This window comes from Streptomyces albiaxialis (assembly GCF_039530985.1).
Classification (GTDB): domain Bacteria; phylum Actinomycetota; class Actinomycetes; order Streptomycetales; family Streptomycetaceae; genus Streptomyces; species Streptomyces albiaxialis.
On sequence record NZ_BAAAPE010000001.1, the window covers coordinates 790,280 to 803,916 of the forward strand.

General features: G+C 72.9%; 13 protein-coding genes. 3 read left to right on the forward strand and 10 right to left on the reverse strand.

The window, feature by feature from the left end; genetic code table 11:
* Positions 1–434: 434 nt before the first annotated feature.
* A complete protein-coding gene (locus tag ABD343_RS03405) occupies positions 435–977 on the reverse strand; it encodes an ATP-binding protein (protein ID WP_344523760.1) in 543 nt (180 codons plus the stop codon).
* 137 nt (positions 978–1,114) lie between these two features.
* Positions 1,115–1,456 carry an anti-sigma factor antagonist BldG gene (gene bldG, locus ABD343_RS03410; RefSeq protein WP_344523762.1) on the reverse strand — a complete coding sequence of 114 codons (342 nt, stop codon included), beginning with the start codon at positions 1,454–1,456 and terminating at the stop codon, positions 1,115–1,117.
* A gap of 188 nt (positions 1,457–1,644) precedes the next feature.
* On the opposite strand from bldG, the gene ABD343_RS03415 reads away from it, so the two are divergent.
* Entirely contained in the window at positions 1,645–4,182 is a 2,538-nt protein-coding gene (locus ABD343_RS03415; protein ID WP_425578087.1) for a DEAD/DEAH box helicase, read from the forward strand.
* Between the two features lie 10 nt (positions 4,183–4,192).
* Here ABD343_RS03415 and ABD343_RS03420 read toward each other — a convergent pair whose 3' ends face one another.
* The 7 genes from ABD343_RS03420 to ssd form a co-directional block, all read right to left on the reverse strand.
* Complete coding sequence (locus ABD343_RS03420) at positions 4,193–4,522, reverse strand: Rv3654c family TadE-like protein (protein WP_344523766.1); 330 nt, start codon at positions 4,520–4,522, stop codon at positions 4,193–4,195.
* A 28-nt stretch (positions 4,523–4,550) separates the two neighbouring features.
* Positions 4,551–5,213, reverse strand: coding sequence for a TadE family type IV pilus minor pilin (locus ABD343_RS03425; protein WP_344523768.1), 663 nt, complete (start codon positions 5,211–5,213; stop codon positions 4,551–4,553).
* An 85-nt stretch (positions 5,214–5,298) separates the two neighbouring features.
* On the reverse strand, positions 5,299–5,496 hold the full coding sequence (locus ABD343_RS03430) for a DUF4244 domain-containing protein (protein ID WP_344523770.1): 198 nt from the start codon (positions 5,494–5,496) through the stop codon (positions 5,299–5,301).
* A gap of 69 nt (positions 5,497–5,565) precedes the next feature.
* Entirely contained in the window at positions 5,566–6,426 is an 861-nt protein-coding gene (locus ABD343_RS03435; RefSeq protein ID WP_344523772.1) for a type II secretion system F family protein, read from the reverse strand.
* Positions 6,423–7,358 (reverse strand): type II secretion system F family protein, encoded by a 936-nt coding sequence (locus tag ABD343_RS03440; protein ID WP_344523774.1) that lies wholly within the window; start codon positions 7,356–7,358, stop codon positions 6,423–6,425. Before ABD343_RS03440 ends, ABD343_RS03435 begins: the two co-directional genes overlap by 4 nt.
* Entirely contained in the window at positions 7,355–8,695 is a 1,341-nt protein-coding gene (locus tag ABD343_RS03445) for a TadA family conjugal transfer-associated ATPase (protein ID WP_344523776.1), read from the reverse strand. Before ABD343_RS03445 ends, ABD343_RS03440 begins: the two co-directional genes overlap by 4 nt.
* Positions 8,696–8,784: 89 nt before the next feature.
* Positions 8,785–9,927 carry a septum site-determining protein Ssd gene (gene ssd, locus ABD343_RS03450; protein WP_344523778.1) on the reverse strand — a complete coding sequence of 381 codons (1,143 nt, stop codon included), beginning with the start codon at positions 9,925–9,927 and terminating at the stop codon, positions 8,785–8,787.
* Between the two features lie 453 nt (positions 9,928–10,380).
* On the opposite strand from ssd, the gene ABD343_RS03455 reads away from it, so the two are divergent.
* Positions 10,381–11,220: an HAD family hydrolase gene (locus tag ABD343_RS03455; RefSeq protein ID WP_344523779.1), complete on the forward strand. Its 840-nt coding sequence runs from the start codon at positions 10,381–10,383 to the stop codon at positions 11,218–11,220.
* A 458-nt stretch (positions 11,221–11,678) separates the two neighbouring features.
* Here ABD343_RS03455 and ABD343_RS03460 read toward each other — a convergent pair whose 3' ends face one another.
* Positions 11,679–12,509: a Fic family protein gene (locus ABD343_RS03460; protein ID WP_344523781.1), complete on the reverse strand. Its 831-nt coding sequence runs from the start codon at positions 12,507–12,509 to the stop codon at positions 11,679–11,681.
* A 106-nt stretch (positions 12,510–12,615) separates the two neighbouring features.
* On the opposite strand from ABD343_RS03460, the gene ABD343_RS03465 reads away from it, so the two are divergent.
* Positions 12,616–13,599 (forward strand): ATP-binding protein, encoded by a 984-nt coding sequence (locus ABD343_RS03465; protein WP_344523783.1) that lies wholly within the window; start codon positions 12,616–12,618, stop codon positions 13,597–13,599.
* Positions 13,600–13,637: the final 38 nt, after the last annotated feature.

The window sequence follows — 13,637 nt, forward strand, 5'->3', positions numbered from 1 at the left end:
GTGGACGGATTGTAGGGAGCGCCACTAGATCAAAACAGAGCGCAGCAGCGGGAATTCGCCCCGAGCGGCGAAGATCGGCCGGAGCGGCACCGAATAATTCCCTCGCATGAGGGAAGCCGCAAATTCAACTGACGCCGGGAAAATGATCTCTTCTGCGATCAACGGGGATCAAGAAAGCCGGTGAAATCGCTGGTCAGAACCTGCGTGAAAGTAGGGCTGAAGTACCGTGGGAGCGGCCGGGGAAAGGCACAGAAGATCGAAAACGCCCGCCGTGGATACGGCGGGCGTCTCGACCACGGACCTGGCGGGTCCGTCTCAGATCTCTCGAAGATCTCGGAGGCCTCGGAGGTCTCAAAGGCCTCGGAGGTCTCGAAGATCTCGGAGACCGCGAAGGCCTCGAAGATCTCTCAGTTGTCTCAGCTCACTCGGCCCTCTCAGGGCAGGACGGACTCCGGCGCTGTCGGCCAGCTCATCTTGATCACTCCGCCGTTCTCGTCGGCGGAGACCTCGACGTCGTCCACGAGGCCGCTGATCACGGCGAGACCCATCTCGCCGTCGCCCTCGTCCTCCTCGGGGGCCGGCTCGGGGATCTCGTCCCGCGCGCCGGGCAGCAGAGCGCCCTCGGCCTCCACCACCCCGTTGCCCTCGGGGCCGCCCGTCGCCGCGCTCGCGTGGGCCGACGCCGCGTGGGCCGTGGCCGCCGCGGACGACGTGGCGAGACGCGGATGCGGGGCGTCGTCGCCGACCTCGATCGAGAACTTCTTCTCGTCCTCGATCAGCGCCACGCGCACCGGGGTCTCCACCCCGTTGCTCATGTGCAGTCCGACGGCGCGTGTGCACGCCTCACCCACGGCGAGGCGCACCTCGTCGAGCACGGCCTCGTCCACCCCGGACCGCCGTGCCACGGCGGCAGCCACCAGTCGCGCCGTCCGGACATGCTCCGGCAGCGCGCTGAATAGGAGTTCCACGGTGGCCATGCCATCCCCCTCGGTCTTCCCTGTGTCCTGCGCGGGGACCGGGCTGCGGGACTCACAGACCCGGTACCCCCGCTCACGCGTTCCCAATCAACCGTGAACTCGCACGCGCGCCTGGACGGCGCGTGCGCAAGAACGACTCAGTCGGTCGCGGCCACGGCCTCATCGACCGACTGGTGGATGGGGAACACCTTGGTCAGACCGGTGATACGGAAGATCTTGAGAATGCGCTCCTGGTTACAGACCAGACGCAGAGAGCCCTCATGGGCACGGACCCGCTTGAGTCCGCCGACGAGCACGCCAAGCCCCGTGGAGTCCAGGAAGTCGACGCCCTCCATGTCCACGACGAGGTGGTAGCTCCCATCGTTCACGAGCTCGACGAGCTGCTCGCGCAGCTTGGGCGCGGTGTATACATCAATCTCGCCACCGACCTCGACGATCGTGCGATCGCCTACGGTACGGGTCGACAGGGACAGGTCCACAGATCCTCCAGCACCTTGCTATCGAGCGGTCAGCCCCCTCGGTTCTCCCTCCCCCTGCCTGACGGAGGGAGGTGCCCCCAAAGGCAGGGGACGGATCGGCAGCCGCAGAAGCATTCAATCACTTACCAGCAGGCGAGTACGACGCCTTGCAGCCATTGTCCGTCTCGCCAGTGACACACTCGGTACCGATGGCCAACGAAGAGCCGACACGGTCCGCAGGCATACGCCCCCGGTCCGTGCTCACCCGCAAGGCTTCCCGCGACACCCCCCGCGACGTGCTCGCCCGCCTCGCCGAGGGGGAGCACCGCGCTGGGCGCATCACCCATACGGAGCACTTGCCCCCGCGGAGCGGTCGCCATGCGGATTGGCCTGAGCGGATCCGGCCAGAAGTGATCGAAGCCGTACGCGCGGCGGGCATCGACCGCCCCTGGGAGCACCAGGCGCGCGCCGCTGAACACGCCCTCGACGGCAATTCAGTGATCGTCGCCACAGGCACCGCCTCGGGCAAGTCGCTCTCCTACCTCGTCCCGGCCCTCAGCACCGTCCTCGACGGCTCCGAGGCCCCGAACGGCCGGGGCGCCACCGCCCTCTACCTCGCCCCGACCAAGGCCCTCGCCGCCGACCAGCGCCGCGCCGTCGCCGAACTGGCCCGCCCCCTCGGCAAAGCCGTACGCCCCGCCGTCTTCGACGGCGACACGCCCTTCGAGGAACGCGAGTGGGTCCGCCTCTTCTCGAACTACGTCCTCACCAACCCGGACATGCTCCACCGCGGCATCCTCCCCGCGCACGCCCGCTGGTCCTCCTTCCTGCGCGCCCTGCGTTACGTCGTCATCGACGAGTGCCACACCTACCGCGGCGTCTTCGGCTCCCACGTCGCCCAGGTCATCCGCCGCCTGCGCCGGATCTGCGCCCGCTACGGCTCCGACCCCGTCTTCCTCCTCTCCTCCGCCACGGCCGCCGACCCCGGCGAGGCCGCGGCCCGCCTCACCGGCCACCGGGCCGTCGAGATCACCGAGGACACCTCCCCCAGGGGCGAACTGGTCTTCGCCCTGTGGGAGCCGCCCCTCACCAACCTGGAGGGCGAACGCGGCGCCCCCGTCCGCCGCACCGCCACCGCCGAGACCGCCGACCTCCTCACCGACCTCGCGGTCCAGGGCGTCCGCACCGTCGCCTTCGTCCGCTCCCGCCGCGGCGCCGAGCTGATCTCCCTCATCGCCCAGGACCGCCTCTCCGCGATCCCTGCGCCCCGCATCCCCCTGCCCGGGACCGGGTCCGGAAGCGGGGACGGGTCCGGGGGCAGGGACGGGTCCGGAAGCGGGGACGGCGCTCTGGACGGCACGGGCGGCACCGACGGCACGGGCGGCGCAGGCGAGGGTGGCCGCGGGAGGCACGTGAACCTCTCCTCCCGTATCGCCGCCTACCGGGGCGGCTACCTCCCGGAGGAGCGCCGCGCCCTGGAACGCGCCCTCCACAGCGGCGAACTGCTCGGCCTGGCCGCCACCAACGCCCTCGAACTCGGCATCGACATCTCAGGCCTGGACGCCGTCCTCATCACCGGATATCCGGGCACCCGTGCCTCCCTCTGGCAGCAGGCCGGACGCGCGGGCCGCGCCGGCCAGGGCGCGCTCGCCATCCTCGTCGCCCGCGACGAACCCCTGGACACCTACCTCGTCCACCACCCCGACTCTCTCTTCCGCACCCCTGTCGAGACCACCGTCCTCGACCCGCACAATCCGTACGTCCTCGCTCCTCACCTCTGCGCAGCCGCAGCCGAGATCCCCCTCACCGAGGACGACTTCGACCTCTTCGGGCCCGAGACGGCCGCGCTCCTGGGCAAGCTCGAACAGCGCAAGCTGCTCCGCCGCAGGGGCACCGCCTGGCACTGGACCCGCAAGGAGCGCGCGGCGGACCTCACCGACATCCGCGGCAGCGGCGGCAAGCCGGTCCAGATCGTGGAGGCGGACACCGGGCGGCTGCTCGGCACGGTGGACGCGGCGGCCGCCCACACCACCGTCCACGACGGCGCCGTGCACCTCCATCAGGGCCGCACCTACGTCGTCCGGCACTTCGACCTGGAGGACTCCGCCGCGCTCGTCGACGAGGCCAGCCCACCGTGGACGACGATGGCCCGCGACACGACGTCGCTCACCATCCTGGAGACCGAGGCCGAGATCCCCTGGGGCGACGCCCGCCTGTGCTACGGCTCCGTCGAGGTCACCAACCAGGTCGTCTCCTATCTGCGCCGCCGCCTGATGACCGGCGAAGTCCTCGGCGAGACGAAACTCGACCTCCCTCCGCGCACCCTGCGCACCCGCGCCGTCTGGTGGACGGTCACCGAGGACCAGCTCGATGCCGCCCGGATCAACCCCGAGATCCTCGCGGGCGCCCTGCACGCCGCCGAGCACGCCTCCATCGGCATCCTCCCGCTCTTCGCCACCTGCGACCGCTGGGACATCGGCGGCGTCTCCATCGCCCAGCACCCGGACACCCTCCTTCCCACGGTCTTCGTCTACGACGGCCAGCCCGGCGGCGCCGGATTCGCCGAACGCGCCTTCCACACCGCCCGCGACTGGCTCACCGCCACCCGGGACGCCATCGCCGCCTGCGACTGCGAGGCGGGCTGCCCCTCGTGCATCCAGTCGCCCAAGTGCGGCAACGCCAACGACCCCCTCCACAAGCGCGGCGCCATCCGCCTCCTCACCCAGCTCCTCTCCTCCGCCCCGTAGCACCACCGGCCTACGTGGTCCCGTCCTCCACCAGGTCCACGGGCCCCGCCCGCGACCGCACCCGGGGCCCGTACGGTCCCCAGCTCACCTCCGCGACCAGGTCGGCGACCTCGCCCCGCACCGCGCAACGGACCACCCGCGCCTCCTGCGCCTCCGCCACCCGCCGGGCCCGCGCGCAGGCCCGGCCCTCGCCCTCCAGGGCGTGGTCGGCCGCCGCCAGCACGGCCAAGTCGGCCGCTCCGCCCGCCCGATGCCGTACCGCGACGGCCTGACCGAGCCCGAGCACCGTGCCGAACACCCCGCACAACGCCACCGCGCTCAACGCCGCCCACACCGTCACGGAGCCCCGCTCACCGCCGCGCCCCGCCCTACGAGCCCGTACCGGCGCCCGAGGCCGTACGCCCACCCCCGTCGTCCGCACCCGTCTCCGTGCCGCCGTCCGTACCCCCACTCCCGCGTATGTCCAGGTCTCCGTCCGTGTGCCCGTCCGTCTCCGTGCCCCGGTCCGCATCCGTGTCCGTGTCCGCATCGGCATGCCCATGCGCACCCCCGCCCTTGCCCGTCTCCGCGTCCTTGCCCGTGTCCGTCTCCGCGTCGGCACCCGCTTCCGTCCTCCCGGCACCCGCGTCCGCGTCCGCGTCCGCACCCACGTCCGTGTCCGGGGCCGCGCCCATGCCCCCGTCCGTCCTCGCTCCCTCCGCGCCGCCGCTCTCTCCTCCCGCTCCCTCCCTCGACGCGACCGCCTGCTCCGTCAGCCGTACGGCCAAGGGCCCCGGGCCCGTTGCCCGCGCGCGGACCGTGACCCGTACCAGCTCTCCCTCCCCGCTCGTCTCGACGGACGCCCCGGCCGGTCCGGTCTTTCGTACGACAGCCCGTACGCTCTCCGGCGATTCGCCCCGTGCCACCGCCCGTGCGCCCGCCCTCGCGGCGTCGACGCACTGGATCCGGGCGACGGACGCCATCACGCCCCACAGCAGGCCCGCCACGAAGAGGACCAGTGCCGGGATGACGACCGCGGCCTCCGCCGTCACATAGCCCGCACTCGGGTCGAACCGACGCCGCTCAGGCCCACGCCCGCGCCCGCGTCCGCGTCCGCGCTCACGTCCGCCACCGTCGTCAGGTCCGCACACTGAGCGCCCGCTCGATCAACTGCTGCATCTCAGCGCTCACCGCACCCGAGGTCAGGATCTTGTAGAGCACCGCCGCGAAGCCCGCCGCGGCCACCGTGCCCACCGCGTACTCAGCCGTGCTCATCCCCCTGTCTCCCGCCTCGCCGCGCGCCACGCGCCATGCCCTGCGCACCCTCGCCAACATCCCTGCTCCTCCCTGCCTTTCGCGTCTCCCTCATGTCTCCGTCACGCCTCTCGCACCCTCCCGGGCCGCTCACCAGAGCGAACGCGCGAGTCCCAGCACCACCGGTGCCACCCCGACCACCAGGAAGGCGGGCAGGAAGCACAGCCCCAGCGGGCCCGTCACCAGCACGGAGGCCCGGCGGGCGCGGCCTATCGCCTGGCGCGCCTGCTGGCGGCGCAGCTCGTCGGCGAGCCGGGTCACCGTCTCCACGGCCGGGGCCCCCGTCGTGCCGGCCCGTTCCAGGCAGCGGGCGAACCCCGCGCTCCACGGCTGCGCCCCGAACCGGCCCCACACGGCCTCCGGTTCACCGCCGAGCCGCAGCTCCGTCGCCGCCCGGGTCAGCCGCGTCCCGAGCGGGCCTCCGACTGAACGGCCGACCGCCTCGGCCGCCTGGCCGGGCCCGGCACCGGCCGCGAGACACGCGGCCATCAGATCGGCGGTCAGCGGAAGTTGGGCCTCCGCCACCCGCGCCTCGGCCGCCGCCTCGCCGCCACGCCCGCGCTCGGCCGTCCGGCCCCGCAACCAGCGCCACGCGGCATACGCGCCGACCGCGCCGAGGAACCAGCCCCAGACCCCGCCGAGCATCACCACCGCGAACGCCGCGGCGCCCATCGCGCCCGCTCCCTCCTTCCACGGCCACCCCCGACATCGCGCCACCCGCCTCGCCATGAAGCCGTCCGCGCCGCGTGCCCCCGGCCCCGGTCCCCTCGCGGCACGCTCGCCGTCACCCGGCCCTGCCCGTACGCCCAGCACCGCCGTCACCCTTCGTCGCACGCCTCTCTCGCGCCGCCAGCCGACGGCCGAAGCCACCACGCACCCGGACCCGCCGAGCGCCGCGAGCACCGTCCACAGGCCGGGGAAACCGCCGGGCCCCGGCCACGGCCCCGTCACGACGTCCCTCCGTCCTCGCCCTCCGCCGCGCGGACGATCCGCGCGACCCAGGCCAGCCCCGCCCACTCCAGAAGCGCCCCGGCAACCAGGCACGCGAGCCCCGCCGGGCTGTGCAGCAGAACGTCGAGCGGATCGGCGTCCATCGCGCTGCCGAGCAGCAGCCCGAACAGGGGCAGCAGCGCCAGCACCACGGCCGTCGCCCGGGGGCCGGCCAACTGCGCCCGCAGCTCCTCGCGCTGGTCCCTCCTGGCCCGCAGCGCCGCCGCCGTACGGTCCAGTCCCTCGGCCAGGCCCGCACCGCCCTCGACCGCGACCTGCCAGCAGGCGGCGACGCCCCGCAGCCCTTCGGCACCGGGCTCTCGCGCCGCGTCCCGCAGCGCCCCGGGAACGTCGCCGCCGAAGCGGGCCGCCGCGAGCAGCGCGGCGCCCGGCTCCCCGAATCCGCGCGTCACCGTGGCACCCGCCGAGAGCAGCGCCCTGTCGGGCTGCCACCCGGCCCTCAACTCGCCCGAGACGGCGGCGCACAGCTCCACGACGGCCATCTCCCGCGCTTCCGCCGCGCCACGCCGCTCCCGCTGCCTCAGCCAGCGCCGCACACAGGGCATGGCCACGGCACCCGCGAGCAGCGGCAGCACGGACTCCCCCAGCACGGCCGCCAGCACCGCCACCGGAAGGCACCAGCCCTCACGGCCGACCCGCCCTCCGACCCGCTGCCGGAACAAGGCCACCAGCTCCCTCAGCCACCCGGGCGGCTCCAGCGCCCGGGGCCCCGGGGTGGCCGGCTCTCCTCCGCCTGCCAGCAGCAGCCGCGCCCGCCGCACCCCGTCGTCGTGCCCCACCATCAGCCATGCCGCCGCTCCCGCGCACAGCATCGCCGCGTACACCGGTGTCGCCTCCGCACCCGGAATCACCGGTCCCCCTGCCCCCGTCATCGCCCGCTCCTTCCCACCACGACCCCGGCATCGGGCCCAGCACCGCGCCCGGCACCGGACCTGGCACCGGCTCCAACCCGGCCCACGTCCGCGCCGACCCCGCACAGCGCCTCCGGCTCGCCCTCCCGTTCGCCGCGCAGGCACAGCCGCTCCAGCTCCGGCCAGCCGCGCTCCTTCTCGAAGCCTCCGGCCAGTCCGCCCCCGCCCGTCCGCCGCGAGGCGGCTCTGTCGGCACGCCCGCTCCACACGGCGGCCGGGACCGTGGTCACCAGGCCCTCGCGGTCGCGCTCCAGGACATGGATCTCGGCGATCCTCCGGCGGCCCCTCCGGTCCCGCACCAGGTGGACGACCACGTCCAGCGCCGCGGCCAACTGGCTGTGCAGCGCCGCCCGGTCGAGCCCGGCCGTGGTGCCCAGCGCCTCCAGGCGCGCGGGGACGTCCGCGGCGGCGTTGGCATGGACCGTGCCCGAGCCGCCCTCATGTCCCGTGTTCAGCGCGGCGAGCAGGTCGGTCACCTCGGCGCCCCGCACCTCACCGACGACGAGCCTGTCGGGACGCATCCGCAGGGCCTGACGCACCAGGTCGCGCAGCTCGACGCGGCCCACGCCCTCCTGGTTCGCGGGACGGGACTCCAGCCGCACCACATGGGGGTGGTCGGGACGCAGCTCCGCCGAATCCTCGGCGAGCACGATCCGCTCCTCGGGCCCGACGAGGCCGAGCAGCGTGGAGAGCAGCGTCGTCTTCCCCGAGCCGGTGCCGCCACTGATCACGTACGACAACCGGGCGTCCAGCACCGCGCGCAGCAGCCGCTCGCCACCGGGTGGCACCGTGCCCGCCGCCACCAGCTCGTCCAGCGAGAACGCCCGGGGCCGCACCGCCCGCAGGGACAGGCACGTCGAACCCACGGCCACGGGCGGCAGCACCGCGTGCAGCCGCGTGCCGTCGGGCAGCCTGGCGTCGACCCAGGGCCTGGCGTCGTCGAGACGGCGTCCGGCCGAGGTCGCCAGCCGCTGGGCCAGACGGCGCACCGCCCCGGCGTCGGGGAAGCGCACGCTCGTCCGCTCCAGACCCCGACCCCGGTCCACCCACACCTCGTCGGGCCGGGTCACCAGGACGTCCGTGACCTCCGGGTCGGCGAGCAGGGCCTCCAGCGGCCCCGCACCGACCAGTTCGGACCGGAGCGCCTCGACCACGCCGAGCACCGCGCTGTCCCCGAGCAGCCGCCCCTGGGCGCGGAGCGCCGCCGCGACGCGCGCGGGGGTCGGCTCGCCACCGGTCTCGGCGAGGCTGCGCCGCACCGCGTCCAGCAGCCCGGCGCCCGGAACGGCACACTCCACCCGCTGGCCCCGCCGCGTCCTCCGGGCTCCCCGCGTCCCTGTCCGCACGCCCTCTCCCGCCGACGCCGCCGGGACTTCCCGCACCCCGCTCACGCCGCCACCTCCCCGCCGCCGAACGCCTGGTCCCAGAAGGCGCGGCAGAATCGGGCAAGGGCGCCGCTCTTCTCGTGCCCGGGCGGAATTCCCCGGTCGATGTCCTCCAGGAGGCCGCGCTCCCAGGGCAGTTCACCGGCGAGGGGAAGCTCCAGGAGGCGAGCGACCTCGTCCTCGTCGAGCCCCGGCCCGTACGACCGCTCGCCGCCGGGGCCGCCCGGGGTGCGCACGACCACGCGCAGGTCCCGCACCACCATCCGCACGCGGGAGGCCATCCGGTGGGCAGCGGCGACGGCGCGCAGCTCGGCAGGGACGACGGCGAGGCCGAGGTCGAGCTGCACGAGCGCCTCGGTGACCGTCTCGTCGACCCGCCGGGGCAGATCGACGACGACCACGCCACCGCGCCGCCTCGCGGCGGAGAGCACGGACTTCATCGCGTCCGCGGGGATCAGCACGGAGTCCCCTCGGTCCCAGCTCAGCACGGTCAAGTCGTGCAATCTCGGCAACGACTCCTCCAGGGCGGCGCCCGCGACCCGCCCCCGCGACTCCGCAAAGGCCGGCCACCGCAGCCCCTCCGTCCCCTCTCCGCCCAGCAGCACGTCGATGCCGCCGCCGAGCGGATCGCCGTCGATGAGCATGGTGCGGCGGCCCGCCCGCGCCGCGGTGACGGCGAGGGCGCAGGCGAGGGTGGACGCTCCCGCGCCGCCGCGCCCGCCGAAGACGCCGACGGTCAGCGCGGGCTGCCCGATCTCCTCGGCCGCGTCCGCGATGCGGCCCGTGAGCCAGCTCTCCGCATCGGGCAGCACCACCACGCCCTCGGCTCCGATGCGGGCGCCGCGCTCCCATACGCCCGAGTCGTCGAGATCCCTTCCGACAAGGAGCACACCTGGTCTCCGCAGCGCCCCGGGCGGGCCCGTCGCCACCTCGCCGCCGAATCCCGGGGCCCGCGCGCAGTCGTCCCCCACCAGGATCAGAGGGGCGCGCTCCCACGAGGCGGCTCCGCCCCAACTCGCCCAGCTCACACCGCTCGTAGGGGCTCCGTGCGCGACGTCCGCCTCGGTCCCCGCAGCAGCGCACAGTCGCAGTAGGTCATCGAGGAGTTCCTCGTCCTCGGTCACAATCAGAATGTTTTCAGCCATGATCCCGACCGCCTTCGCACCGGGCGTCCTCGCGTCCGCAAACGCCTGCGGACACCGCCGGGAATCACCGTCCTGCGAACCGGAAAAACTTGGGGATCATGGTCCAAAACTGTGGACAACTCAGGGGTCGTGAAAAATTCCGTCACCCATACCAGTGACTTCCGGAGAGCAGCGTATCGATTACGCTGAGTTACTCAACCGGGAGACCGTCCACCGCGGAACAAGAAGATCCGAAAAAGCGGAGTGGCAGCCTCACACCCCGCGAAAATACCCCCGGACATGCGACGACCCCCGCCGGGGGGGAGAGCGGGGGTCGTCCCCACGGCCGACTCGGGGGGGGAGGAGTCGGGCCGGGTTAGCACGGTCGCGAACGATCCGTGACTTCCATGGTGTACCCGAGAGCCTTCTCAGGCAAACCCACGCGCCCCACCTTACGCCGAATGGTTGGCGCCTATGCTCACTCTCGTGGAAAACCTAGCGATGCCCCGCACAGCCGCCTTCTTCGATCTGGACAAGACGGTCATTGCGAAGTCGAGCACGCTCACCTTCGGCAAGTCCTTCTACCAAGGTGGCCTGATCAATCGCCGCGCCGTACTCCGCACCGCCTACGCGCAGTTCGTATATCTCCTCGGCGGTGCCGACCACGACCAGATGGAACGGATGCGCGAGTATCTCTCGGCACTCAGCCGCGGCTGGGACGTCGAGCAGGTCAAGGAGATCGTCGCGGAGACGATCCACGACCTCATCGACCCCATCATCTACGACGAGGCCGCCTCCCTCATCGAGGAGCACCACCTCGCCGGCCGCGACGTCGTGATCGTCTCCACCTCCGGCGCCGAGGTCGTCGAGCCGATCGGGGAGATGATCGGCGCCGACCGCGTGGTCGCGACCCGCATGGTCGTCCAGGACGGGCGCTACACCGGCGACATCGAGTACTACGCCTACGGGCCCACGAAGGCCGAAGCCATCCGCGAGCTCGCCGAGTCGGAGGGGTACGACCTCTCGCGCTGCTACGCCTACAGCGACTCGGGCACCGACATGCCCATGCTCGAAGCCGTCGGTCACCCGCATGCCGTCAATCCGGACCGGGCGCTCCGCAAGGAGGCGCTCGCACGGGACTGGCCGGTGCTGTCCTTCTCCCGTCCCGTCCGGCTCAAGCAGCGGATCCCCAGCCTTTCGATGCCCTCCAGGCCCGCGCTCGCGCTGACCGCGGCCGCCGTGGGAGCGGCAGCCGCGACGGCGGGACTCGTCTGGTACAACAGCCGACGCCGCTCCCGGTTGCCCCACTTCTGACCGATTGCATCGTATTGCTGGCCGCTTCTGCCATTTGAAGCGAAAAGTAAAGATCTGCGCCGAGGGGTTCCGCTTGCCGGTGCCGGGGAGTACAAAGGACTCAACGGCCCGCGAGACCAGCGGCATCCGCGAGGATCCCGCCTACGCATGAAGGCCCCACGGACCGGACGCATGAAGACTGGGCACCCACGCGACGCAGAGCCCGCGGATCGGGCAGGTTTCACCAGGAAACGGGCAAAGTCCCGTCCTGATGGACACACATAAGTGCACGCACTGGTAACCCGGCCGACATGCCAGCGGCGGCAGCGCACAGGCGGTGCCGCCGCAATTCTGTGCCGGAGCCGTTCCGACGGAACGGGCCGCGCGAGGGCCCGCGGCCGCCTCAGGCCTGCGACCACCTCCGGCCTCGCGGACCGTACCTCCGGTCTCGCGACCGCGCCTCCGGCCTCGCGGCCGCCTCAGGCCGCGCCGCGCTGCAGTGCCTCGCAGACCGCCGTGCTCTCCCGGACCCCCAGTTCCACCGCGCGCCCGCAGTGGGCGATCCATTCGGCGACGCCCTCGGGCGTGCCGGAGGCGTATCCCTTCAGAGCCCGCAGATACGCCTCGCGCCCCTGTTCCGCCTGGCCCGCCTCGGCCGGGCAGATCGACTTGGGGTCGAGGCCGCTGCCGACGAGCACGATCCGCTCGGCCGCCCGCGCGACCGGACCGTTGAACGAGCCGAAGGGCCGCAGCGTGAGCAGTTCCCCGTGCACCACCGACGCCGTGACCAGTGCGGGGGCCGAGGTGCCGCCCGTGATGATCGCGGCCAGTCCGTCCAGCCGCGCGGCCACCTCGTCGACATCGGGCACCGGGAGTCCGAGCTCCGGTCCCTCCACCGCCTCACCGGCGAGCCGGGGCCTGCCCACGGCCTCGTCCGGAACGGCCTTCCCGGCGGCGACAAGGTGGAGCCTGGCCAGCACGCGCAGCGGTGACTGCCCCCAGATGTCCAGGAGCTGACCGGCCTCCGCGGTGACACGCAGCGCGGCGCCGACCGCACGGGGCTCGCCCTCGACGCCGAAGTCGGTACGGCGGCGCACCTCCTCCAGCGCCCAGTCCGCGCCGTCCAGCGCGGCCGAGGCCCGCGCGCCGCGCAGTGCCGCCTCGCCGCTCACCTCGCTGCTGCGGCGGCGCATGATCCGGTGCCCGTAGACCCGGTCGACGGACTTCCGCACGGATTCCACGGCCTCGGGCACACCGGGCAGGGCGGCGAGCGGAGCCAGCGGGTCGGCGGGGTCAGCGGTGCTACTCATGCGTACGACCCTACGCACCGGCCGCCACGGCCCAACACCTCGTTCGAGTGGTCTTCTTCACTCGTCCCTCCCCGCGAAGGGGATCTTGCGCATTACGCTAATGAACATGAAGATCGCTTTCGTAGGGAAGGGCGGCAGCGGCAAGACGACGCTGTCCTCGCTGTTCATCCGGCACCTGGCCGCGCGGGGCCTCCCGCTGATCGCCGTGGACGCCGACATCAACCAGCACCTGGGCGTCGCCCTCGGGCTGGACGAGGACGAGGCCGCCGCACTGCCCGCGATGGGCGCGCGGCTTCCGCTGATCAAGGACTATCTGCGCGGCTCGAACCCGCGGATCACCTCGGCGGACACGATGATCAAGACGACTCCGCCGGGCGAGGGCTCCCGTCTGCTGCGCATCGCCGAGGACAACCCGGTCTACGAGGCGTGTGCGCGTACGGTCGCGCTGGAGGGCGGCACGGCACGGTTGCTGGCCACCGGCCCCTTCACCGACTCCGACCTGGGCGTCGCCTGCTACCACTCGAAGACGGGCGCGGTGGAGCTGTGCCTGAACCATCTGGTCGACGGGCGGGACGAGTTCGTCGTCGTCGACATGACGGCGGGCAGCGACTCGTTCGCCTCGGGGATGTTCACGCGGTTCGACATGACGTTCCTGGTGGCCGAGCCGACCCGGAAGGGCGTCTCGGTCTACCGGCAGTACAAGGAGTACGCCCGCGATTTCGGCGTCCCCCTGCGCGTGGTGGGCAACAAGGTGCAGAGCGAGGACGACCTCGACTTCCTCCGCCAGGAGGCGGGGGACGACCTGCTCGTGACCGTCGGCCATTCGGACTGGGTGCGCGCCATGGAAAAGGGCCGCGCCCGCCCCTTCGCCGAATTGGAGCAGCACAATGTCCTCGCCCTGGACACGCTGTACGACGCTGCCGTCGGCGCGTACGGACAGCGCGACTGGGAGCGCTACACGCGCCAGATGGTCCACTTCCACCTGCGGAACGCGGAGAGCTGGGGGAACGAGAGGACGGGCGCGGATCTCGCGGCCCAGGTCGACCCCTCGTTCGTCCTGCACGAGGACCTGACCCCGCAGCCCGCCTGACGACCCTGCCCACCCGGCCCGCCCGGCACGACCGGCCC

Excerpts from the sequence above, each read along its gene's own strand:
- ssd (WP_344523778.1), bottom strand. The coding sequence starts at position 9,927 with ATGGCTGAAAACATTCTGATTGTGACCGAGGACGAGGAACTCCTCGAT.
- ABD343_RS03405 (WP_344523760.1), bottom strand. The coding sequence starts at position 977 with ATGGCCACCGTGGAACTCCTATTCAGCGCGCTGCCGGAGCATGTCCGG.
- ABD343_RS03465 (WP_344523783.1), top strand. The coding sequence starts at position 12,616 with ATGAAGATCGCTTTCGTAGGGAAGGGCGGCAGCGGCAAGACGACGCTG.
- ABD343_RS03430 (WP_344523770.1), bottom strand. The coding sequence starts at position 5,496 with ATGTTGGCGAGGGTGCGCAGGGCATGGCGCGTGGCGCGCGGCGAGGCG.
- ABD343_RS03415 (WP_425578087.1), top strand. The coding sequence starts at position 1,645 with ATGGCCAACGAAGAGCCGACACGGTCCGCAGGCATACGCCCCCGGTCC.
- ABD343_RS03460 (WP_344523781.1), bottom strand. The coding sequence starts at position 12,509 with ATGAGTAGCACCGCTGACCCCGCCGACCCGCTGGCTCCGCTCGCCGCC.
- ABD343_RS03440 (WP_344523774.1), bottom strand. The coding sequence starts at position 7,358 with ATGACGGGGGCAGGGGGACCGGTGATTCCGGGTGCGGAGGCGACACCG.
- ABD343_RS03455 (WP_344523779.1), top strand. The coding sequence starts at position 10,381 with ATGCTCACTCTCGTGGAAAACCTAGCGATGCCCCGCACAGCCGCCTTC.